Genomic DNA, 23,638 nt, shown 5'->3' with positions numbered 1-23,638 from the left:
CGTTTAGCGAGGGTTCTAAAGGATTAAAACGCGCGTACGTTAGGCTCTGTCTGAAAAGTGCCTGCGCTCGACAATACGGCGTTAAAAATTGGCTCAAAATACTCATTTACACATGTAAACTCCGTTTTTTCGCCAATTTTTGCCTTGTCTTGTCTTCGCTCGTCGACTTTTCAAACAGACCCTAGAGCGCTTCGATCTTGGTTTTCTGCTCTTCGAGCAGCTTTTTGGCGGACTGGAACTCGGCAAGCTTCCCGCGCTCTTTGTCGATCACGGCGGCCGGCGCCTTGGCGGTGAAGCTTTCGTTGGAAAGCTTCTTCTCGACGCCGCCGATCAGCTTGTCCTGTTTCTCGATCTCCTTGTTCAAGCGCGCAAGCTCTGTGTCCTTATCGATGAGATCCGCCATGGGCACCAGCACTTCCATATCACCGACCAGCTGGGTGGCGCTAAGCGGGGCATCGTCCGGGTTGGCAAGCCAGGTCACGCTTTCGAGCTTGGCCAGCTTGGAGAGGAACAGGCGGTTGTTCTCCAGGCGCTCGGCGTCCGTCGGCTGGCCCTTGGTCAGCAGTACGTCCAGCGGTTTGCCCGGGGCAATGTTCATCTCGGCGCGGATGTTACGCACGGCGACGATCACGCCTTTGAGCCACTCGATATCGCGGCTCGCCTGCTCGTCGATTTGGGCATCAATCGCCTGGGGCCAGGGCTGGTTCATGATCGAGGCGTCCTGGCCCGGGTAGCGCCCGGCAAGCGGGGCGACGCGCTGCCAGATCTCTTCGGAGATGTAGGGCATCATCGGGTGGGCCAGGCGCAGGATGGTTTCCAGTACGCGTACCAGGGTGCGACGGGTGCCGCGTTTGGCTTCAGCCGTGGCGTTCTCGTCCCAAAGCACCGGCTTGGAGAGCTCCAGATACCAGTCGCAGTACTCGTTCCACACGAACTCGTAAAGCGCTTGGGAGGCGTGATCAAAACGGTACTCCTCCATCGCTTTGGTGACCTGGGCTTCGGTTTTTTGCAGCTGCGAGATGATCCAGCGATCCGCCAGCGAGAGTGTCACCGCCTCGTCACCGGTGCCGCAGTCTTCGCCTTCGGCATTCATCAGCACGTAGCGCGAGGCGTTCCAGAGCTTGTTGCAGAAGTTGCGGTAGCCGTCCAGGCGGTTCATGTCGAACTTGATATCGCGCCCGGTGGTCGCTTGCGAGAGGAACGTGAAGCGCAGCGCGTCGGTGCCGTGGGGCTCGATGCCGTCCTTGAACTCGTCCTTGGTCGCCTTGGCAATCGCTTTGGCTTTTTTCGGCTGCATCATGTTGCCGGTCCGCTTCTCGAGAAGCGCGTCCAAGCTGATGCCGTCGATCAAATCGATCGGGTCGAGTACGTTGCCCTTGGACTTGGACATCTTCTGGCCCTGGCCGTCCCGCACCAGGCCGTGCACGTAGACGGTCTTGAAGGGCACCTGGTCGGTGAACTTTAGCGTCATCATGATCATCCGGGCGACCCAGAAGAAGATGATGTCGAAGCCCGTCACCAGCACGCTGGTCGGGTGGAAGGTCTCGAGCTCCGGGGTTTTTTCCGGCCAGCCAAGGGTGCCGAAGGTCCAAAGACCCGAGCTGAACCAGGTGTCCAGCACGTCTTCGTCCTGGGTGAGCGTGATATCGCTGCTCAGGCCGTGCTTTTCCCGGGCCTCGGCTTCAGTGCGCGCCACAAAGACGTTGCCTTGCTCGTCGTACCAGGCGGGAATGCGGTGGCCCCACCAGAGCTGGCGCGAGATGCACCAGTCCTGCAGGTCGCGCATCCAGGCGAAGTACATGTTTTCGTAGTTCTTGGGCACGAACTGGATGTCGCCGTTCTCGACCGCCGCGATGGCGGGCTTGGCGAGCTGGTCGACGGCCACGAACCACTGATCGGTCAAAAGCGGCTCGATGACGTCACCGGAGCGGTCGCCATAGGGCAGGGTGTTGTTGACCGCCTCCACCTCGAGTAGCAGGCCGAGCGCGTCCATGTCGTCGACGATCTGCTGGCGCGCCTCGAACCGGTCGAGCCCGGCGTATTTCGCGGGCAGGGTGGCGTCTTCTTCCGGCTGGGGCTGGCCCTTGAGGTCGAAGATCTCGGCGCGCTCGAGAATCGTGGCGTCTTTCGAGAAGACGTTGATCAACAGATGGTTCTGGCGCTTGCCGACTTCGTAGTCGTTGAAGTCGTGGGCCGGGGTGATCTTCACACAGCCCGAGCCTTTCTCCATGTCCGCGTGCTCGTCAGCGACGATGGGAATGCGCCGGCCCACCAGCGGCAGCTCGATGAATTGGCCCACTAATGATGCGTAACGTTCGTCTTCCGGGTTCACCGCCACGCCGGTATCGCCCAAAAGGGTTTCCGGGCGGGTGGTGGCGACGACGACGTGATCCTTGCCGTCCGCGGTTTTAACGCCGTCGGCCAGCGGGTAGCGGAAATGCCAGAAGCTGCCTTGCTGCTCTTTGTTCTCCACTTCCAAATCGGAAATCGCGGTGTGCAGCGTCGGGTCCCAGTTGACCAGGCGCTTGCCGCGGTAAATCAGATTGTCTTCATGCAGGCGCACGAATACTTCCTGCACCGCCTTGTAGAAGCCGTCGTCCATGGTGAAGCGCTCGCGGGACCAGTCCACACTGGCGCCCATGCGGCGAAGCTGGCGGGTAATGTGGCCGCCAGACTCTTCCTTCCACTCCCAGATCTTATCCGTGAACGCCTCGCGCCCCAGCTCGTGGCGCGTCTTGCCTTCTTCCGCGGCCACCTTGCGCTCCACCAGCATTTGGGTCGCGATCCCCGCGTGGTCGGTGCCGACCTGCCAGAGCGTATTGTTACCCTGCATCCGCTTCCAGCGCGTCAGGGTATCCATGATGGTGTCCTGGAAGGCATGGCCCATGTGGAGGCTGCCGGTCACGTTGGGCGGCGGAATCATGATGGAGAAGGGCGCACCGGTGCCTGACGGCGCGAAGCGGTTGTCCGCCTCCCAGCGCGCGTACCAGCGGGTTTCGATCTGTTCGGGTTGGTAGGTCTTTTCCATGGAGTGACTCGCAAACGATGCTTTCCCGAGAGACGCCCGAGGCAAGCATGAAATTCATAAAGGGGGCGAAAAATGGCGGCTAGTATAGCGCGATATGATCCGATGCGTCAGGGGAGCTGACGAGGGCTCCTGGTTTGCTCAGCTGTCGGCAAAGCACGCTATAGGTTAGATTTGCTCTGGATATCCCTTGCAGGCCTTTTACCCAATCTTGTGCGGCACCACCTCGTGACCAAGCTCCTTATAGCGCTGCCAACAGGCGCGTTTGGTAACGAGCACCTGCTGATGCTGGTTGATGATTTCGGCAACTCTTGTGAAGCGCTCGATCCCGTCGGGAATTTCCGGGTGCAGGTTCAAAAGCGCGGTCTCTTCCGCCGGGGTAGGCAGCGCGCCAAAGCCCAGCGTGATGGGCACGCTTATCGCCATGTCGCTACCTTCGATCGCGTGGGGCAGGTAGGCATCGTCGCGAAAGGTCCAGAGCGCGTCGTCGGCTTGCTGCGCCAGCGCCTGGTCCTCGCAGTGAAGATGCAGCCGGTAGCCCTTGCGGTAGATGGTGTCCGCCAGCTTGCAGGCAAAGGCGAGCCGCGCCTCCAGGGTGGTGTCCTGAAGTATGTAGAAGTCGATTCGCGCCATGGAATTCCCGCATTGAAACGTCTGAAGGCCTGAAAGGTCGCCGCCGCACGAGGCGGCGGCGGGAGGGGTTACACCAGTTGGGTCAGCCAGCCGTGGGTGTCATCGCTGCGCCCGTACTGAATGTCCAGCAGGGTTTTGCGAATGCGCATGGCCACTTCATTGCCGCCTTCGCCGTTTAGGCGAATACGCTCGTGCTCGGTGACCAGCTCGCCCACCGGGGTAATTACCGCGGCGGTGCCGCAGGCGAAGACTTCAGTGATCTCACCGGACTCGGCACCTTCGCGCCATTCGTCGATGCTGATCGGGCGCTCTTCCGGGGTCAGACCCATGTCTTTGGCAAGCGTGAGTACCGAGTTGCGCGTCACGCCTTCGAGAATCGTATCGGTCAGGCGCGGGGTGACCAGGCGGCCATCCTTGAACACGAAGAACAGGTTCATGCCACCGAGCTCTTCGATCCACTTGTTCTCCGCCGCGTCCAAAAACGCGACCTGGCCGCAGCCGTGGCCTTCGGCCTCTTTCTGCGCGGCGAGTGAAGCCGCGTAGTTGCCGCCACACTTGGCAAAGCCGGTGCCGCCAGCGGCGGCGCGCTTGTAGGTGGACGAAAGCCAGATCGAGACCGGGTTCACGCCGCCCTTGAAGTAGGAGGCCGCGGGGGAGGCGATCACGTAGTAGTCCACTTCGTGGGCCGGGCGAACGCCGAGGAAGGCCTCTGAGGCGATCATGAACGGGCGCAGGTACAAGCTGCACTCGTCGGCATCGCTTTGCGGGGTGGGCACCCAGGTGTGGTCCTGGGCCAGCAAGGCTTTGATCGAGCCCAGGAAGTCCTCGTCGGAAAGCTCGGGGAGTGCCAGGCGACGGGCGCTACGGCGCAGGCGCTCGGCGTTTTTCTCCGGGCGGAAGGTCCAGACCGAGCCGTCCGCGTGGCGGTAGGCCTTGATGCCCTCGAAGATTTCCTGGCCGTAGTGCAGCACCGCGGCGGCCGGGTCCAGGGTCAGCGGCCCGTAGGGGCGCACCTGGTGGCCGTGCCAATCGGCGTCGACCGTCCAGCGCACGTGCGCCATGTGGTCGGTGAAGTGTTTGCCAAAGCCTGGGTTTGCCAGCACGCTTTCGCGAAGGTTGTCCGGCGCTGCCTGATTGGAGGGCAGAATTTCAAAACGAGTTGCTGAACTTGCAGTGGGCACGGCGTATCGTCTCCGCAAAGCACCCCCGCGGGGGTAAGCATCAAAAATGGGGAAGGCGCCCGGTCGGGTGGGCGCCTTGATGTTTCAGGTTTAACGGTTGTGGCGGTGAAAGGCAACCGTTACGCGCCATAAGCGCTTATTTTGTCTCGGTATCGACCTGGGCGTCGGTTTCGCGGTCCAGCAAATACTGGGTCAAAAGCCCCACCGGGCGGCCGGTAGCGCCTTTTTGCTTACCCGAGTGCCAGGCTGTGCCGGCGATATCCAGGTGCGCCCAGGGGAAATGATCGGCAAAACGTGACAGAAAGCACGCCGCGGTGATCGTACCCGCCGGGCGCCCGCCGATATTGGCAAGGTCCGCGAAGTTGGAGTCCAGCTGCTCCTGGTATTCGTCCCAAAGCGGCAGCTGCCAGGTGCGATCCCAGGCGGTTTCGCCGGCTTCCAGTACGTCGAGGGCCAGGTCGTCGTCGTTGGACAAAAGCCCGGTGGCGTGGTGGCCAAGGCCGACGATGACCGCCCCGGTGAGCGTGGCGATATCGATGACGCTGGCCGGGGTGAAGCGCTCGGCGTAGGTGAGCGCATCGCACAGTACCAGCCGGCCCTCGGCGTCGGTGTTGAGCACCTCGACGGTCAAACCCTTGAGGGTCTTGATGATGTCACCAGGCTTGGTCGCTGCGCCGTCGGGCATGTTTTCGGCAGCGGCCACGATGAATACCGCGTTGAGCCTGGGCTTTATCTCGAGTACCGCCTTGACCGTGCCGAACACGCCAGCGGCGCCGCCCATGTCGAACTTCATCTCGTCCATGCCGTCGCCGGGCTTGAGCGAGATGCCGCCGGTATCGAAGGTGATACCCTTGCCGATCAGCACGTGGGGGGCTTCGTCCGGGTCGTCGGCGCCCTGGTACTTCATGACGATCAGCCGTGAAGGCTCGACGCTGCCGCGGCCGACCGATAAAAGCGAGCCCGCGCCCAGTGCTTCGAGCGCCTCTTCGTCCAGAATTTCCACGTCGAGGGCGCCGCGCGACTCCTTACCCAGCTTTTGTGCCTGTTCGGCCAGGTAGCGCGGCGTGCAAACATTGCCGGGCAGGTTGGCCAGCGTGCGCGTAAAGTTGACGCCCTGGCCGATCGCACAGCCGATTTTGGCGCCGTACTGGGCGTTTTGCACCTCGCCGCTTTCACTGACGATCAGGTGCAGTTTGGCAAGCGTAGGCGTGGGCGCCGGAGCGGATTTGAACTGGTCGAAACGGTAGAGCGCGCGCTCGGCGGCCTCCAGGGTCTTGCGCGCCTTCCAGGCGGTGTCGCGCCCTTCCAGCGGGATATCGGTGAAGGCGGTGCTGGCTTCGTCGATGGGCAGTTTCACCAGCGCGGTCATGGCGGCCTCCATCGCCTTGATAACGGCCGCTTCCCGGCACTTTTCGCGCTCGCCAAGGCCGACCAGCAGAAGCCGCTGCGCGCCAAGCCCGGGGGCGAAGGGGATCAGCTGAACGTTGCCCAGGGCTGCGTCGAAATCGCCGCGCTCGAGTAATTGGCCGATCAGCCGCTCGCTCGCGTCGTCCAATTTCGCCACCGCAGGCAGCAGCTCGCTATCTTTATAGACGGGCAGAACAAGGCACGCCGTTTCGGATTTGGCGGGATTGGCCGTCTGAACGGAAAATTCCATGACGTCTCCAACAAGACAAGCATCAAGTGATTCGCGATAATACCGCGATCGTACGTTGTATTAGTGTACCCAAGCCATGAACGCATTGCATGGTCACCTGCAGGCTTAGCCGGAGAGCGCGTTGATTTTATTTCGGTACTTGACTCGTGAAGTGTTACTCACCATGTCGGCGGTGGCCGGCATTTTGTTGCTGGTCATCATGGGTAGCCGCTTCATTCGCTACTTCGCCGATGCCGCTGAGGGCGATTTTCCCGTCACCATTCTGGGCAGTTTGATGTTTTATCACCTGCCCGGGTTCATGGAGCTGATTCTGCCGCTGGCGTTTTTTCTCGGCATTCTGCTCGCCTACGGCCAGCTCTATATGAATAGCGAAATCACCGTGATGGTCGCCTGCGGCATGAGCCCCACGCGCCTTTTACGGGTCACGCTGCTGCCGGCTTCGGTCGTGGCCGTGCTGGTGGGGCTTTGCAGCCTGTGGCTCACCCCGGCCGGCGCGCTCTTGACCGACGCCACCATCGAGGAGCAGCGCAGCCGTTTGGATGTCTCGGTGCTCGCCCCCGGGCGCTTTCAGTCCTTTGGCGGCGGGCGCACGGCGTATATCAGCGATTTCAACAGCGACGGCACCGAAATGCAGGAGGTGCTGGTGCACGAGCAGGCCAACCCGGATAGCGACAGCCCGCACAGCTACATCACTCGGGCGCGCGCGGGCCATCAGGAGACCCGAATGGAGACCGGCAGCCGCTTTCTGGTGCTGGAAGAGGGCGAACGCTACGGCGTCACCCCCGGGCGCCAGGCCGCCGAGCGGCTGGTGTTCGATCGCTACACGCTGCGTTTGGGGCTCAGCCGCGAACGCCAGGAACTCGATTCGCTGGAATACGCCACCACGGCGGATCTATGGCGCGAGCCCGGGCCGCGCGCCCAGGCGCAGTTTCAGTGGCGGGCGGGGCTTCCGCTGATGGTGTTCGTGCTGGCGCTGCTGGCTCAGCCGCTCTCCCAGGTCAACCCGCGCCAGGGGCGGTTCGCCAAGCTCTTGCCGGCAGTCTTTTTGTACGTCGCCTATTTAAGCCTGCTGCTGGCCGCCGTGGATGCCATCGGCAGCGGTACTCTCGCCACCACGGTGGGGGTTTGGCCGGTGCATGGGCTCTTTTTGGGGCTCGGGTGTCTGCTGATCTGGCGCTCGCAACGTAAAGGAATGCGCTAATGCTCGGTTTTTTAACGCCGGCGGATCGTTTGGACCGCTACATCGCCCGCAACATACTGGGCGCTATCGTCATCGTACAGATCGTGCTGCTGGGCCTGGATATAACCCTGGCCTACATTGGCGACCTGGGCGACACCCAGGGGAATTACTCGGCGCTGGACGTGCTTTTGTATCTTGGCATGCGCCTGCCCTGGCGGTTTTATCAATACGCCCCGGTGGCGGTGCTGATCGGCGCACTGATCGGCCTGGGCACCATGGCCTCCAGCAACGAGCTGACCGTGATGCGCGCGGCCGGGCGCTCGCTTGCGCGTATCGTCTGGGGGGTGATGAAGCCGGTGCTGTTAGTGGTAGCGGTAGTGCTGCTGGTGGCGGAGTTCGTCAGCCCCCGAACCGAGCAGTTCGCCGAAGCCTGGCGGCTGGAACAGCGCCAGGGGGAAGGCACCATGCTCACAAGCCGCAGCGGCTGGCAGTTCGAGGGCGACAGCGTTTACCGTTTTGGCGCCATTCGCGCCGACAACGTGGTGCTCGATTTGACGCGCTACCGTTTCGAAGAGCGCCGCCTGGTCGAAGCGACCCGTGCTGAGCGCGCTTACTGGGAAGAGGGCGTGTGGCAGTTGGAGGACGTGAACACCACGCGCATTTATGACGACCACACCGAGTCCGAGTACGTGCCCCAGGCGATGTGGGAAACCGCGCTGACCCCCACCCAGCTGGAGCGGCTTTTACGCGATATCGAAAGCCAGGCGCCCAGCGAGCTGTGGGCCTACGCCAACTTTCTGCAAAGCCAGGGGCTTAGCGCCGAGCAGCCCTTGCTCTACTTCTGGCAGAAGGTGCTGATGCCGCTGACCATGGCCTCGCTGGTCCTCATTGCCGCCTCGTTCGTTTTCGGGCCCCTGCGCACCGTAGCCGCCGGCACCCGGGTTTTCTACGGGGTCGTCACCGGGCTCGTTTTCAAGTACGTGCAGGATCTGCTGGCGCCGGCTTCCAGTATCTTTGGTTTCTCGCCGGTATGGGCGGTGCTGGTGCCTACGTTGGCGTGTGCCGTCGTCGGGGGCTACTTCCTGCACCGAAACGGCTAACCGCTTAAAAGATGTGAAAAGCCGGGTACCCAAAAGTGGCCCGGCTTTTTTGTGCGATTTTTTCAATCCTTGGCCTGAGCGCTAACGTACTGTATTGGTTTTATAAAACGCGAGGTAACTAAAAACGCTTAACAAAAGCGACTGATTTTTACTTGATAAGATGTATGCGAATCATTTACATTCGGTTTATGCATTTTATGAGGTGATGTCATGTACGTGTGCATGTGCAAGGGTGTGACCGACCATCAAATCCGTCAGCAGGTGAGCGACGGCGCGCGTAGCTTTCGCGACGTGCGCGAAGCCACCGGCTGCGCGACCCAGTGTGGCAAGTGTGCCTGCCTTGCCAAATCCATTACCCGTGAAGCGATTTACGACGAGCGCCAGCAAGCCGATATGGGTCTCGCTTACGCCGTATGACGCGAATCACTATTGTTTAAGTTACTTTTAGCAAATAACTGATTTGTTTGAATTTTTAGCTTGCTCCTTTATACTCTCAGTCATCCGGGAGTATGCCTTGTGGGCCGCTGCTCCTTTAATGACGTAACTGCTTGATTGTCCGAAAAACCTTTTACGACAAAAAGAGCGCACGCACAAAGAAGGTGATATATGAAAGGCGATCCCAAGGTTATTCAACATCTCAATATCGCACTGGGTAACGAACTCGTTGCGATCAACCAGTACTTTTTGCACGCCAAAATGTACAAGGACTGGGGCCTAAAGGCGCTGGCCAAGTGGGAATACGACGAATCCATCGAAGAGATGCAGCACGCTGACAAGATCATCGAGCGCATCCTGTTTTTGGAAGGGCTGCCCAACCTGCAGGACCTGGGCAAGCTGCATATCGGTGAAAACGTCAAGGAAATGCTCGAGTGCGATCTCAAGATCGAACACGACGGCCGTAACGACTACATCGAAGCCATCACCTACTGCGAAAGCGTGAAAGACTACGTGACCCGCGACATGCTGCGCGATTTGCTGGCCGATGAAGAAGAGCACATCGACCACATCGAAACCGAGCTCAGCCTGATCGATAAAGTCGGTGTCCAGAATTACATGCTGCGCCAGATGCAAATGGCCGGCGAAAACGAATAAGCCTTCGTTTAGCCCAAAAAAACCCCGAACCAGGTTCGGGGTTTTTTTATGGACGACCCTTTATTTGGACGGGTCGACCTGCTCGGTTTGCGCCCCAGAGTTGGGTTTGGCGCCCCCCAGGCTTGGCTCTTGACCCAGCGGCTCCGGCGTATTCTTGATCGAGTACTGGCTGCGCCCGTCAAGCGAAGGTCCTTCGCCCCAGCGGCCTTTCGGTGCGTCTTTATCCAGCAAGGTGTTCAGGTAGTAGTAGGAGTGCTCGGTCGCCTCATGCTCTTCCGGCGTCGAGTTGGGAATCGGTAACTGCGCTTCCATTCCACCCAGCTCCTCGATGATGGCCAGCCACTGCTGCTGGTGATAGGTATCCCGGGCGATCAAAAACGACAGGAAGTCCTTCATGCCGTGATCGTCGGTCCAGTTATAAAGACGCGTGGCCAGAACGCGCCCGCCGGATTCCGCCGCCACGTTGGCCATCATGTCCGCGCCGATATTGCCGGTGGCGTACACGTGGCTCATATCAAAAGGCACGCCGTTGGCGTTGACCGGCATGGCAGAAAGGCCCGATGACAGCAGGTGGCGCGGGTTTGCACCGCCCAGGATGGCGTTCATCACCGGGTCCTTGGCGGTTTCTTCCTGATAGGAAACCGGCGCGCCTTCCAGATTGAGCGCAACGGCATGGCCCAGCATCTCGATGTGCGATAGTTCTTCGGTGGCGGTCGACATTAGTATGTCACGAATACGGTCATCGCCGCGGGCGCCCATCGCCTGGAAGAAATACTGCATGGCCACGCGAATTTCGCCCTCGATACCACCAATCGCCTGTTGCAGTAGCATGGCGAACTGGGGGTTGGGCTTGTCGACCTTGACCGGGTACTGAAGTTTGGATGAATGATGAAACATGATTACTCTCCTTAGTCGTTTGCCAAGGGGTTCCTTGGTCATTACTCCGGCAACGCTTTGTTCAGTAAAAAATTGTTCAATAAAAATGAACGTTTACTATTGAACAACGAGTGTGGAGTAATTGGCTTTTACGTTTCGTCAAAATGTAGTGCTTCCTGCCTTTCACAGCCTGGCACATAAGAAGAGATATTCGAGTATTAATCGCTATTATTGTTTGAGTAGTTGGTTTTTAATTTAAATCAAATATTTATAATTTTTATAGTTTGATTTATGTTATGCGTTTAGGTGTCTTTAAGTAATGTTAGTTGGTTTCAATATTGTCTATAACTATCAATGCGCTGCTCTTTTAGTCTAAATTAAGTTGGCTGTTTTTATGTTAATAAGTTAATACAGGTTAATTACTTTTGATGCTTTAGACGATGTCGTGAAGTCTGGCTTGGCGATGAGAGCACGACACTAAAAGTACTTTTAAAAAGTATTCTTTAAAAGTGCTTTAAAAAAAACCGCCCGGCGGTATTAACCGTCGAGCGGGCTGGAGCTGGATCTAACGCTGGGGGAAGAGGTTAGCGGTTCTGTGCTGCGAAGGCGTCAGATCCTTCGAACGCCGCGACCGGCTCGTCCACGGAGAAGGTCGCCCGGCTCAGGCGGCGTACGCGCTTCATGAACAGCGCGATGCACACCAGCGTGCCAAGTGCGGCCACCACGTAGCTCATCTGCAGCGGAAGGCCGAACCCGATCGGCGCGAAGGCCAGGTAGGTAAAGGTCGCCATGGTCATGAAGACCGCAGGAATCGCCGTGATCAGGTAGGGCTTGCGTGACAACACCAGATACATGGTGCCCACCCACAGGGCGATCACCGCGGTGGTCTGGTTGGCCCAGGAGAAGTAGCGCCATAGCAGCGTGAAGTCCATGTGGGTCAGCGCGTAGGAGATCACGAACAGCGGCAGGGCGATCATGATGCGTTTGGCGATCGGTTTCTGGGCGATTTTCAGGTAGTCGGCAATGATCATGCGCGCACTGCGAAACGCGGTGTCACCGGAGGTGATCGGCAGCACGATAACGCCCAGAATGGCCAGCGTACCGCCCACGGCGCCCAGCATCGTGGTCGAGACTTCGCTCACCACGGCGGCAGGGCCACCGGCGGCGAGTACGTCAGACAGCGTCTGGTCGCCGTAGAATAGGCTCATGGCGGCGGCGGCCCAGATCATCGCAATCACGCCTTCGGTAATCATCATGCCGTAGAAGATACGGCGCCCGTTGGATTCGTTTTCCGTGGTGCGCGAGATGATCGGCGTTTGCGTGGCGTGAAAGCCGGAAAGCGCGCCGCAGGAGATCGTTAAAAACAGCAGCGGGAAGATCGGCGCGCCTTCCGGGTGCATGTTGGCAAACGAAAGCTCCGGAATCGGCGCGCCGGTCACGATCAAGCCAATGCCAATACCCGCGGCGCTAAAGAGCAACAGCGCGCCAAAGTAGGGGTATACCCGGCCGATCACTTTATCGATCGGCAACAGCGTGGCGATCAGGTAGTAGGCAAAAATCGCCAGCGTAATGCCCACCAGCGAAAGCGAGGTCATATTCGCCAACAGCGTCGCGGGGGAGGTCACGAATACCGTGCCCACCAGTAACAGCAGCAACAGCGCGAAGCCGTTGACCACGTGTTTCATCGCCTTGCCCAAAAACTTGCCCGCCAGTTGCGGCAGGTGGGCGCCGTGGTTACGAATCGAGATCATGCCGGTCAGGTAGTCGTGCACCGCACCGGCAAAAATGCAGCCGATCACGATCCACACAAAAGCCACGGGGCCGTAAAGCGCGCCCAGAATCGGCCCGAAAATAGGCCCCACACCCGCGATGTTAAGAAGCTGAATGAGTGAGTTACGCGTGGTGTTCATCGGCACGTAGTCGATGTTGTCGCGCATGCTAAAAGCCGGTGTCGGACGCTTTCGGTCGGCGACGAACACGCGGTCAACGAACTTGCCGTAGGTAAAGTACCCTACTATTAGCAGCAGTATCGAGGCGATGAAGGTGATCATTGGGGGCACCCGGTGGTGGTCGGTGGCAAGGGGGAACGGGCGGGGGCAGCAGGCGTTAGGCACGGCTGGCCTGCCCAAGCCTGCGAATGTATCTGTTCGCGGCGGGATTCGCTCTACGACTTTAGTTTCCCTTGCCGGGCCACGGGGCTTTATAACGCAAAACGGGCAGCCATGGGCTGCCCGTTTTCGATTCACACGAGTGCGGGGATCAGGACGCGGGGGTAACGCCACATAGCATGCGGGCACCGCCGCCGCCCAGATGCGGCTCGTCTTCGTAGGTGTCGCCGCCTTCATGAATGATCAAGGCGCGGTCGGTCATGTCGTCCATGCTCAAGCGCGGCGCGAGTACCGGAAGGTTCGCTTCGCCGTCTTCGTTCACCGTGAGGACCGGAAGGTCACCCAGGTGGCCTTCGCCGTACGGGCCCTGGTGGGTGTCGGTTCCTTCCGGGTCGTAGTGACCACCGGCGGCCTGGGCGGCGGTCATCTCGCCGTCGTCATCCTCGGCGGGTTCGCAGCTCGGGTTCTGGTGCAGGTGGAAGCCGTAAATGCCGGGCTCCAGGTCGGTAATGGAGGGCGTCAGCAGCACGCCGCCGAACTCCGAGCTTTCTTCGATAGTCACGGTGCCCAGCGCTTCTTCTACGCCGTCGGCGGTGACTTCGTGCATGTTTACTTCCAGCGAGTCGCTGGTTTGGGCATGGGCAGCGCCTGCTAGTAGAAGGGCCGCTGCAATACCGGTAAGAGGGGTTGCTAAACGCATGTGGTTTCTCCTTTCCTGTTCCATGGAAGCCCCGAAGGGTGCCTTTACAAGGTAGCTGCTTGGCGCCGGTGGCGCCAACGTGGCCGGGGGTTATTATCCTGGCCGGGTGACAACCGCCGGCGAAGCCGCGACAATAGCGCCACTTTTTTTGCGGGGAAGGCCATGGCGGCGTTACGCATTCTTTATCAGGACGAGCACCTGGTGGCGCTGCACAAGCCCGCCGGGCTTTTGGTGCACCGCTCCAAACTCGCCCGGGGAGAAACCACCTTCCTGCTGCAAATGCTGCGCGACCAGTTGGGTCAGCGGGTCTATCCGGTTCACCGGCTGGACCGGCCGACCTCGGGGGTGATGGTCATGGCGCTCTCTTCCGAGGCCGCGAGCAAGCTAAGTCAGGCGTTCAACGAGCGCGTGGTGGAAAAACGCTACCTGGCGGTGGTGCGCGGCAAGGCCCCGGATGCCGAGACCCTCGACTACCCGCTGCGCGAAGAGGACGGCACCCGCCCCAAGGCAGAAATGCCCGCCCTGGCCGCGCGCACCGATATCACACGGCTGGACAGCGTGGAACTGCCGGTGCAGGTCGACCGCTACCCGGTGGCGCGCTACTCGCTGGTCGAGGCGCGCCCGCTGACCGGGCGGCGCCATCAAATACGCCGCCACCTTTCGCGGCGCGGCTACCCCATCATTGGCGATGCCAAACACGGTAAAAGCGTACACAATCGCTTTTTCGCCGAGCAGCTTGGCGCCCCGCGGCTATTGCTGGCGGCCAGCCACCTGGCGTTCGACCACCCGTTCCAGTCGGACCGCTTGAGCATCGGCTGCGCGTTGGACCCGGTGATGACCGCGCTTTTCGAGCAGTTGGGTTGGGCCGGGCACCTGCCGGTGGATGGCGCCCGTCTTGAGGCGCTAACACCGGATACCGACGCGACCCCGGCACGTTAACCCAACATTCGCGCTAACCGAACATTGATAGAGAGTTTGCCATGTCGACCGACTACGACTTCCGCTTTGGCGGCATTAACCGCCTTTACGGCCAGCGCGCAGCCAATGCCTTTCGACACGCCCACGTGGTGGTGGTCGGCGTGGGTGGGGTGGGCAGCTGGACGGTCGAGGCGCTGGCGCGCTCAGGAGTTGGCAAGCTCACGCTGATCGACCTGGACGACGTCTGCGTCTCCAACGTCAACCGCCAGCTTCACGCCCTCGATGGTACCATCGGCCAGCCCAAGGTCGCGGTGCTGGCCGAGCGCTGCCGCTTGATCAACCCTGACATCGACATCATCGCCGATACCGCGTTTGTGACCCCGACGAACCTGTTTGATCGCATTCCCGATGACGCCGACCACGTGGTCGACGCCATTGACAGCGTGATCGCCAAGGCCGCGCTGATCGCCTGGTGCAAGCGGCGCAAGATCCCCATCACCGTGACGGGAGCCGCCGGCGGGCAAACCGACCCCACGCGCATTCAGGTAGCGGATCTCACCCGCACCGAGCACGACCCGCTGCTTTCGAAAGTGCGCTCGCGCCTGCGTCGGGACTACAACTTCTCGCGCAACCCCAAGCGGCGCTTTTCGGTCGAGTGCGTCTACTCCGACGAACAGCTGGTTTACCCAGGCGCGGACGGCGAAGTGTGCCTACAAAAGCCCGGCAGCGGGGATGCCACCCGGCTGGACTGCGCCTCCGGCTTTGGCGCCGCCACCTTCGTCACCGGCACCTTTGGCTTCGTGGCGGCTTCCAAAGTGCTGGAGCGCTTGGCGAAAAAAGCCCACCTGAGCGATGTCACCCCCGTTACTGAAAAGGAAAGCGAATGACCGCCCCCGTTCCCGGCATTTACCGCCACTATAAAGGCGCACTTTACGAGGTGCTTGGCACCGCCCGGCATAGCGAAAGCGAAGAAGAGCTGGTCGTTTATCGCGCGCTGTACGGTGAGTACGGCCTCTGGGTGCGTCCGCTCGAGATGTTCAATGAGCACGTCTCGATCGAAGGACGCGATCAACCGCGCTTCGCTCTGGAGACGCCTTTTTAGTCAAGTTTACTTCGATTATGTAAGCAATTTCTTACATTTGTGTAAGTGATTCGCTCCTTGTAGCGGATACGTTTGCGCTTGTCGCCCAGGTCGTTATTCTCGTCATTCTCTAGTGACGGGTTAAGAGGCAAGGAGCAGCGCAATGGCAAAAGGAAAAGGGCTTCAATTCACTCTCACGCTTGCGGGCGTGGATGACGTCGCGGTCATCGACTTCACCCACCGCGAGGCGCTCTCCGAGCCCTTCGAGCTGACGCTGAACATCGCCAGTCGCGAAGGCGACCTGGAGGCTTCCGAGCTTCTCGACCGCGAAGCCACGTTGACCGTCTGGCAGGACGGCGAGCCGCTGCGCCGGGTCCACGGCATCATCAGCGAGTTCGGCCGGGGTGATCGTGGCCATCGGCGCACCTTCTACTCGCTAACGCTGCGCCCGGCGCTCTGGCGCACCTCGCTGCGCCAGAACTCGCGCATCTTCCAGAAGGTCGACCCGCTCACCATCATCAACACCCTGCTGGACGAGCGCGGCATCACGGACGTGGCCTTCGCCGTCAGCCGTGAACCCCTCGAGCGGGAATACTGCGTGCAGTACCGCGAAACGGATCTCACCTTCATCGAGCGCCTCGCCGCCGAGGAGGGCCTGTTCTATTTCCACGAGTTCGAGGACAGCGAGGGCGGTGCTCATCGGCTGGTGTTCTCCGACGACCCCCAGGTACTCACCAACCTGGGCGAGCGCACCTACCACAGCCGCGCCGGCGGCACGCCCCCCACCCGGCACGTGCGCAAGCTGAGCCACACCGCCCGGGTCGCCGCCGCCAGCGCCCAGCTCAAGGACTACAGTTTTAAAAACCCGGCCTACGCCCAGCTTCACGATCACATGGGCGATGACGTCGCCGAGCACGGCCAGCAGACCGACTACGAACACTTTGACTACCCCGGCCGCTACAAGGAAGACGCCTCCGGCAAGCCCTTCACCCGCATCCGCCTGGAGCACCTGCGCCGCAACGCCACCACGGCCAGCGCCCAAAGCGATTTGCCCGAGTTCGCCCCCGGCGCACGCTTCACGCTGACCGACCATGACACCGAAAGCCTCAACCGGGACTGGCAGGTGGTCGCGGTGCACCACGCCGGCGAGCAGCCCCAGGCGCTGGAAGAGGACAGCATCAGCGCCAGCGACACCGGCGGCATGACCCGCTACGTCAACCAGGTCACGCTGATGCCCGGCGACGCCGCCTGGCGCGCCACGCCCAACCCCAAGCCAAGAGTCGACGGCCCCCAGGTGGCTTTCGTGGTCGGCCCGGAAGGCGAAGAGATTCACTGCGACGAGCACGGCCGGGTCAAGGTCCAGTTCCCCTGGAACCGCTACGCCGAGCCGGATGACACCGCCAGCTGCTGGGTCCGCGTCTCCCAGGGCTGGGCCGGCGGCGGCTACGGCAGCATTGCACTACCACGCATCGGCCACGAAGTGATCGTCTCGTTTCTGGAAGGCGACCCGGACCAGCCGCTGGTGACCGGGCGTACCTACCACGCGGTCAACCAGCCGCCCTACGATTTACCGGCGAACAAGACCCGCACGGTGCTGCGCACGCAAAGCCACAAGGCCGAAGGCTTCAACGAACTGCGCTTCGAGGACGAGGCGGGGGAAGAGCAGATCTGGGTCCACGCCCAGAAGGACCTGGAGCTTTTAACGCTCAACGACCGGACCGAGGAAATCGAAAACGACAGCTTCCTGAACGTCAAAAACGACCGCATCAGCGAGGTCGATCACGATGATCATCACACGGTGCACGGCGACCGCTTCGAACATGGCGAAGGCGATCAGCACCTCACCGTGCAGGGCAGCCTTCACCTCAACACAGGCCAGGCCTGGCTCAGCGAAAGCGGCCGCGAACTCCACATCAAGGCCGGTCACAAGGTCGTGCTGGAAGCGGGCAGCGAGATCACCCTCAACGCGGGCGGCAGCTTCATCAAGCTGGATGGCAGTGGCATTACCATCGTCGGGCCGACCGTGAAGGTGAATGCGGGGGGCAGCCCGGGTAATGGGACCGGGCAGGCGGCGCAGCCGCCCAAATTACCGCCTGTATTGGAAGGAAAGGATCATGATCGAGTGGAGGCGATTGCACACTCCCCGACATTGGATACACCCCGTCAGCTAGCGGCTCTTGAGCAGGGAAGCGCGCTCACTAACCTGTGTGAACCGCCGGCGGATCGTGCCACAGGAGGGGAGGATGCATAATAACTCTCGACATGTTCCACAGGTATATTCACCGGCAGGACTACCCGCTTACAGCGAAGTAATAAAGCGCTCAGGCTACTATTTGCTACTGGATGCGTTGGCACATCCGGCCCTGGAAAGCTGGTTATATGAAGTTTTGGAACTACCCGATTACGATGTTCTTTATTTAAAAACACCGCTTAAAGAATGCCGGCAAGCTTCACCTTGCCTGGTGCCCATCGAACATGCATCGGCTATTTGGGATGCTTATGTCCAATACGGTGGGCAGCAGCAGTGGGGGTGGTTGCTTTATAGCAATGCACCACGTCAAGCGCTATTAGCTCAGCTGCGCTGGTTGCTTATCGTGGAACATCCGGTTCACGGAGCACAGGTGTTGCGTCTCGCTTCTCCCACTGTCCTGCACCACCTGTTCAGCATTGAAGAAAATGATACTTGCGCAGAGATTTTTGGAACAGCTATAGAACGTGCCTGGATTCCCGTTAACCAACATGGATCGATTACATGGTGGAAGGCCCATAACAACAAACGTTTGGAAAACAAACCACCTGATTTTTCAACGTCTTTCAAATTACAGGAATCGCACCTGTCTGCTTTGTCGAAGGTAAATTGGCAACGCTTTCAGGACAGGCTTGAAGAGCACCTGCGACATTATTTCTCATCATCTCCACTCATTGAAGATAACGCCTCTGAGAGTGCTGCAGCCCAAAAGGTAATCGAAATAACGGCTCGCTTGGGATTCGTAGGACAAAGAGCGCATTTTTACATGGCCAACATATTGGGGGCTTACGGTGAAGCCGCATTGGATATGCACAAGCACCCCGCGTTAGCTGGATTGCTATTGTATTCAAACGACCAAACACCGATGAAGCGTCTAAAAGATGCCGCCAGTCTTGCTCAGCAAGCGTTGGAAAAGGATGAAACGGTATGAGCAATGATATAACAGCCGCTAATCGCGTGGCCGATAATCAGCCCGATAATGACCCAGGTGACGAAAGCGGCCAGTGCACGCTGACGAAAGAGGATATCCAGCTGGTTCCCGTACGTTACGCCATGGTGGAAGAGCCAGAGGCCGAACGTGCCGAAGCGGTTCAGGGCTTTGCTCCGGTTTACGGAGGCAGCTTTCGGCGCTCGGGGATACGCCCCATACGTTCGGGCTGGCTGTACATTGTCCACAGCGTAGCCCCTGAACAACTGCAGAAGTTCAAGGTAGAGCCCGATGGTAGCGGCGACGAGATACTACTCGAGCGGCGTGGCAGTATCCAGGTGCTACATAGCACGCTCGAATTGACGGAGCCGCATGCTTCCATGTTGCTGGTGCCTGAGTTCAGACGCCAAGTGATGATCTCGGTTGGCATCAGTGGTTATTGTCATGGCACTGCACATCTACTGGACCCTGCTGACTTGCCTACGGCGTTGGCGGATGACTTGGGAGAGTATCAGCCCACTCCAGAGGCACCAGATTATGATGAAAGCCAACCGCAGGTAGAGCCTGAACCGGGCAGCTACCCGTGGTGTGATGAAGCAGAGCTGACTCCTTGGCAAGCCGCTTCAGCGGGAGAAATAATAGGCAGTATTAAAAGTAGCTACCAACAGGATAGCGCCATTCTCATTGTCGAGGATATACCTGCTCGTGTGAAAGATTGGGCTCAGCTCTGGAGAGCTTTATCCGAGCAGCAGGAAGCATGGCAGGGAAAGTACCAGGCCGAGAATTTCTCCGCAAAAGCGATTGAAAGTATGATGACGCTGGATTTCGACAATTACGTGGCTAATGCTGGTCAAGGTAATATTCCCGGCTGGTTAAAAAATGCTGAGCAGGATGAACAGACTGATCTTCTTGAGCTGGCGGGCCTTTGTGAGCGATATCGAGAAACGAAAAACGAGGCCATAAAAAAGGAAGGGAGTTTTGGCGGATCTAAAACCAGAGAGTCTGAAGATATCGATAGAGAGATAGATGAACTTAGTGAAGAATTAGCGGGAAAATTAAAAACAGACGCTGATTCAGTTAGAGAATTTGTTGAAAAAAGGGAAAGAGAACATTTTAGAGAAGTTATTGGTGGTAACGGTTTATTAGCACCGCACGGAATTGTTGACGTCATTCGTCAACAGGAGATGGGCCTCTATCTTGAGTATGCCAATTTCCTGACAGATTTCTGGCAAACGGCCTATTCCTTGATAGGACAAGACTTGGCTAATCTTGCCAGTACTTGGCATCACTATCGCTTATTGCTTGATAGAGAGGTTACCGAGCATATCGTTTTAAGTAGCGTCATTGAGAAATGTTTTTTTGACACATTGATATTTTGTGGCCAAGAGGAGTTTCTGACTGAGTATTATGCGGGAGATGAGCTTAATGCCTCGCATCTGGCACATTATGTGCCAGAAGAGTATTTTTTGCGAAATTTTCTTCCCTTAGTTAATGGTCCGCAAAAGGCTCTGAATCAAATTAACGCTTTAATGAGCGTTAAGGGCGCGCTTAGTAATTTTGAAGAGTGGAAAAATAAAATTAAAGAGCAAGTAGGGTTGCGCTTTCGAAGTATTAAGGGGCTAGATGAAGAGGCAGCCGCTGGTGTTGCCAGTGAAATGCATTATAAAGAAAAACTATTTGGTCGAGAAGTTGTCAAGGGTTTGGTGAAGAATACCACCGAATTGGATGTTCATGGTCGTCTTGATAATTTGTTGGGTTCACAAAACCTGCCGGGAGGGTTAAGGGGGTTATTGTCCGATATTTTGGGTAAGCTTGAGCTAGGTATTGAACTTCCGGACCAAGCTCATATTGATAAGTTGAGTTATTGGATAAATACTGTCGAAAATGCTAAGGAACATTACGCAGCATATAGAGGAAGAGTTCCTGATTTTGAACCGGTGCTCCCCATTTTAAAAGATATGCGTGATAGATCAATCCACTCAGCGAGTCCGGATAATTATCCATGGCAGGGTGTTGATCAGTATTATGCAGCATCACTACGGAGGGCTTCAGCGATTGTGCTCGAACAAGAGCGCATCATTAAAGAAGGTATTGAGAATATCAGGCTTCTAAGCTTTCCTGTTCAACCAAAGAAAACTGGATTCGTCAGAGCAACGGGGCTGACAGCGCGAGCGACACGAGCCGCCGCCGAAGAAATCAATGCTAATGCGAGACTTGCGTCAGCATCACAAGAAGGAGTGATGAGTGAAACTCGCCTTTTAATTAGAGATGAACAAGGCAATATATCACCGTCTAGTGCTTTTTCGCTTGCACTGAATAGTAGCCTAAGCGTTCTAGGCGGCGTTTTGTTCGTCGTTGCCGTTGTAGACATGTTGAAAGAAACCGGTGATGATCGATTCGTTGAGAATTTCTCAAATGTGTTATCGCTATCCTTGGGCACAATGTCATCAGCTTTGGCAATAAATGAAATGCTGGTGGATGCCAGGCACCGGAAGCTGTTTGAAGGACGTTCATTTCTGCAAGTCGCTGACAACCCATTGAAAGCGGCAGCGGGTAGCCCCGAACAGCTGGAACGGTGGGCAAGAGCGGCTAATAAGGCAATGGCTTGGACCAATCTAGCAGGTGGTACTGCTGCTCTTTTGGAAACGATTAGACAGTTTATGAAGTTGGGCCGTGTAAGTACTGAACCAGAGAGAATTGCCAACCAGGTGGCCCTGTTTGGCTCGTCGGGCACGTCGGTTGGCATGTTAACTCAAGGTATAAGAGCCTATGTGTTCTCAAGGTCCATGAGTGGATCCCAGGTTGCCAAGCGGCTCCTACTTCTGCGAACTGGAGTGTGGATCAACTGGATGGTGGCGGCGTGTACCGTCTTGTATATTGTGGGGGACGTCTTGGCCAGCCACTTTTCATTGAGCAAGTTGCAAAGCTGGTGTCAGCGTAGTTACTGGGGCAGCAAGGCAGAATATCAAAGCCTTGAAGAGCATCAGCTAGAGCTTGAAAAACTAAATGACAATAAGGCAAACGTTGAAGTTCAGGGGGTTGCGCGAAAGTACTCGCTAGGTTTAGAGGGGCCGCTCATGCACGACCTGGCTTTTAGATTAACCTTACCTGGGGGGCAGGCGCCCGATTCAAGCAATCTGTGGTTGGGGCTATGGGGGATGTACTCCGGGGACGGAACGCCCGAAGATTTGACACAAGACGTGCTGACCTACGCTTTACCACAAGCTGACGAGAATGGCATCCAAAAAATCATATATCATTTCCCCCCGGATCGTGTTGAGGGGCTATTTTTTGTGCGCTTAGTGGTGCGTACAGCGTTATACGCCGATGTATCCGGACCGGGCGAAGAGGTGGCGTCAACTCAGGTATACGAGCTCTATAAACGGGGAGATGAAGTCCCGCGTGATTGGGAAAAGATCAATCAGCTAGATGATGGATTCTTTAGTACTCGTAAACCCGGAACCTGGCCTGATATGCCGCTGACGCCCTGGACGTCACCCTTCAATCACGAGGAGGCCTGGTAATGGCGAATCATGAGTCAACCAGCCCCGCGTCGCTGCGCGCGGGCCAGTGGGCAAGACAAGGCGGCAGCGTGCAGTATTGCTTGAGCCCGCTACCCCTGCCCACCGATAGTGAGCTTGCCCACGACGTAACCAAAGTCGATGTGTACCACGACGATGCCGTGATGGATCTCCGCCCAGGGTCAAACCCGGAAGCAACCATGATGGCTGGGACCTGTGTGACAGGTGGGGGCGTTTTTGTGATTTTCGTGTCTCTGTTCGGGTTATGGGTTGCTGCGATGAGGGGGGGGGGCTATATAACGATATTTTTATTTATATTTTTACTCTCGTATATAATTTTATTGGTGATGGGTAATTTTGCCATCCCTTTCATGAACACCGCTCTTAGAAGGACGCCGCCGGTACGCTTGAATCGCCACCGCCGAGAAGTGGCGTTTGTCGTGGCGCCCAAGGGGCGTTTTTGGATGCCAGCACCGGAAAATGTGGTGTGGTGGTCAGTGGTTTCGTTTCTTTCCGCCTTCAGCGTGGGCGTAGCCCTTTTTGAGATTCATGACTGGTTTTACGGCAGAACCGAGCACTTTCCTATCGGGTTTGTGCTAATCCATATAACGACAGTCGCGTTAATGTTCGTTTACCCTTTCATTTACGACACGGTATCGCGCTTTTGCAAACGCGAGCGTCGTACGGTCATCGTTCCCTGGGAAGACGTGGTGGCGCTGGCAGGGGTCAGCCAACACCTATCGCCCTATGGCATCTCCGGCGTTGGCTGGGAGTTTGAGCTTTTGGCCCCTGACCCCGAGCGCCCGGGCTATGCGCTGCCCGGCGGCGGGCTCTCGTGCGGGGTAGGCGGCTATCCGGGGGCGTTGGCGCAGTGGGAATATATACGTTGCTTTATGGAAGAAGGTCCCAGCTCCATCTCTGCCCGAAGTGACAAATCCTGGACGGAAAAATACAACGACGAGATGACGCAGGCCAAGGCGTATTTCGAGCGTACCAACGAGCCGAAAAAGTGGCGACGTTTTCGGCGCGGCAAACGGTGGGAGCTCGCCCGCTTTGCGCACTGGTATGCCGACTATCGCGAGCAGCATATTCTGCCCCAGGCGGTACCCAGGGGCTGGCTTGCCGAATGGTCCAAACCCCTGCCGCCCGAAGAGCGGGCCACCCCCTCGGCGTCTCAGGTCCAGCTCAGCACCATCGTACGCGCCGCCTACCGGCGTGGCGAAACGTTCAGCACGATGGGCGATATCGAAAAACGCTTTGGCATAACGTCTGAAGTGCCTCAGCAAACGTCTTATCCCACGTTTCCTTTCGGGCGCGAGGCAGGCGGTATGAAGAGCATGGCTGGACCAGGACAGAACAAATAAAGGCATGGCGGAAAATCAGGATATAA

At 58.2% G+C, this 23,638-nt stretch carries 18 protein-coding genes; 11 read left to right on the top strand and 7 right to left on the bottom strand.

Annotation, left to right across the window (positions count from 1 at the left end; translation table 11 throughout):
- Window positions 1-181 precede the first annotated feature (181 nt).
- From ACWHXT_RS14160 to ACWHXT_RS14145, 4 genes are all read right to left on the bottom strand, one after another.
- A complete protein-coding gene (locus ACWHXT_RS14160; protein ID WP_447956314.1) occupies window positions 182-3,028 on the bottom strand; it encodes a valine--tRNA ligase in 2,847 nt (948 codons plus the stop codon).
- Between the two features lie 198 nt (window positions 3,029-3,226).
- On the bottom strand, window positions 3,227-3,658 hold the full coding sequence (locus ACWHXT_RS14155; RefSeq protein ID WP_447956313.1) for a DNA polymerase III subunit chi: 432 nt from the start codon (window positions 3,656-3,658) through the stop codon (window positions 3,227-3,229).
- 68 nt (window positions 3,659-3,726) lie between these two features.
- The gene (locus tag ACWHXT_RS14150; protein WP_447956312.1) at window positions 3,727-4,839 is read right to left on the bottom strand and encodes a branched-chain amino acid aminotransferase; all 1,113 of its coding nucleotides are present in this window, start codon (window positions 4,837-4,839) and stop codon (window positions 3,727-3,729) included.
- 136 nt (window positions 4,840-4,975) lie between these two features.
- Window positions 4,976-6,496, bottom strand: a complete 1,521-nt coding sequence (locus tag ACWHXT_RS14145) for a leucyl aminopeptidase (protein ID WP_447956311.1) — start codon at window positions 6,494-6,496, stop codon at window positions 4,976-4,978.
- A gap of 121 nt (window positions 6,497-6,617) precedes the next feature.
- Here ACWHXT_RS14145 and lptF point away from each other — a divergent pair, with 121 nt between their 5' ends.
- The 4 genes from lptF to bfr all read left to right on the top strand — a co-directional run bounded on the left by lptF (window position 6,618) and on the right by bfr (window position 9,868).
- Window positions 6,618-7,697, top strand: a complete 1,080-nt coding sequence (gene lptF / locus ACWHXT_RS14140; protein WP_447529782.1) for an LPS export ABC transporter permease LptF — start codon at window positions 6,618-6,620, stop codon at window positions 7,695-7,697.
- Window positions 7,697-8,776: an LPS export ABC transporter permease LptG gene (lptG, locus tag ACWHXT_RS14135; protein WP_447926905.1), complete on the top strand. Its 1,080-nt coding sequence runs from the start codon at window positions 7,697-7,699 to the stop codon at window positions 8,774-8,776. Before lptF ends, lptG begins: the two co-directional genes overlap by 1 nt.
- Before the next feature lie 210 nt (window positions 8,777-8,986).
- A complete protein-coding gene (locus ACWHXT_RS14130; RefSeq protein WP_447529780.1) occupies window positions 8,987-9,193 on the top strand; it encodes a bacterioferritin-associated ferredoxin in 207 nt (68 codons plus the stop codon).
- A 189-nt stretch (window positions 9,194-9,382) separates the two neighbouring features.
- Complete coding sequence (bfr, locus tag ACWHXT_RS14125; RefSeq protein ID WP_447529779.1) at window positions 9,383-9,868, top strand: bacterioferritin; 486 nt, start codon at window positions 9,383-9,385, stop codon at window positions 9,866-9,868.
- 60 nt (window positions 9,869-9,928) lie between these two features.
- On the opposite strand, the gene ACWHXT_RS14120 is transcribed toward bfr, so the two are convergent.
- From ACWHXT_RS14120 to sodC, 3 genes are all read right to left on the bottom strand, one after another.
- On the bottom strand, window positions 9,929-10,765 hold the full coding sequence (locus ACWHXT_RS14120; protein ID WP_447894208.1) for a manganese catalase family protein: 837 nt from the start codon (window positions 10,763-10,765) through the stop codon (window positions 9,929-9,931).
- 563 nt (window positions 10,766-11,328) lie between these two features.
- Window positions 11,329-12,795 carry a carbon starvation CstA family protein gene (locus ACWHXT_RS14115; protein WP_447894207.1) on the bottom strand — a complete coding sequence of 489 codons (1,467 nt, stop codon included), beginning with the start codon at window positions 12,793-12,795 and terminating at the stop codon, window positions 11,329-11,331.
- Between the two features lie 208 nt (window positions 12,796-13,003).
- Entirely contained in the window at window positions 13,004-13,552 is a 549-nt protein-coding gene (gene sodC / locus ACWHXT_RS14110) for a superoxide dismutase [Cu-Zn] SodC (protein ID WP_447956310.1), read from the bottom strand.
- 162 nt (window positions 13,553-13,714) lie between these two features.
- On the opposite strand from sodC, the gene ACWHXT_RS14105 reads away from it, so the two are divergent.
- The 7 genes from ACWHXT_RS14105 (at window position 13,715) to ACWHXT_RS14075 (ending at window position 23,612) form a co-directional block, all read left to right on the top strand.
- A complete protein-coding gene (locus tag ACWHXT_RS14105) occupies window positions 13,715-14,491 on the top strand; it encodes a pseudouridine synthase (RefSeq protein ID WP_447956309.1) in 777 nt (258 codons plus the stop codon).
- Between the two features lie 41 nt (window positions 14,492-14,532).
- Window positions 14,533-15,357: a tRNA cyclic N6-threonylcarbamoyladenosine(37) synthase TcdA gene (gene tcdA, locus ACWHXT_RS14100; RefSeq protein WP_447956308.1), complete on the top strand. Its 825-nt coding sequence runs from the start codon at window positions 14,533-14,535 to the stop codon at window positions 15,355-15,357.
- On the top strand, window positions 15,354-15,572 hold the full coding sequence (locus ACWHXT_RS14095; protein WP_447956307.1) for a DUF1653 domain-containing protein: 219 nt from the start codon (window positions 15,354-15,356) through the stop codon (window positions 15,570-15,572). The genes tcdA and ACWHXT_RS14095 overlap by 4 nt, the downstream gene beginning before the upstream one ends.
- Window positions 15,573-15,714: 142 nt before the next feature.
- Window positions 15,715-17,802, top strand: coding sequence for a type VI secretion system tip protein TssI/VgrG (tssI, locus tag ACWHXT_RS14090; RefSeq protein WP_447956306.1), 2,088 nt, complete (start codon window positions 15,715-15,717; stop codon window positions 17,800-17,802).
- Window positions 17,795-18,730 carry a DUF4123 domain-containing protein gene (locus ACWHXT_RS14085; RefSeq protein ID WP_447956305.1) on the top strand — a complete coding sequence of 312 codons (936 nt, stop codon included), beginning with the start codon at window positions 17,795-17,797 and terminating at the stop codon, window positions 18,728-18,730. The genes tssI and ACWHXT_RS14085 overlap by 8 nt, the downstream gene beginning before the upstream one ends.
- Window positions 18,727-22,251 carry a toxin VasX gene (locus ACWHXT_RS14080; RefSeq protein ID WP_447956304.1) on the top strand — a complete coding sequence of 1,175 codons (3,525 nt, stop codon included), beginning with the start codon at window positions 18,727-18,729 and terminating at the stop codon, window positions 22,249-22,251. The genes ACWHXT_RS14085 and ACWHXT_RS14080 overlap by 4 nt, the downstream gene beginning before the upstream one ends.
- On the top strand, window positions 22,251-23,612 hold the full coding sequence (locus ACWHXT_RS14075; RefSeq protein ID WP_447956303.1) for a hypothetical protein: 1,362 nt from the start codon (window positions 22,251-22,253) through the stop codon (window positions 23,610-23,612). Before ACWHXT_RS14080 ends, ACWHXT_RS14075 begins: the two co-directional genes overlap by 1 nt.
- Window positions 23,613-23,638 lie beyond the last annotated feature (26 nt).

This window comes from Vreelandella halophytica, from assembly GCF_968193635.1.
Note: the sequence above shows the minus strand (reverse complement) of the source record. Positions and strands in the feature narration are given on the sequence as shown.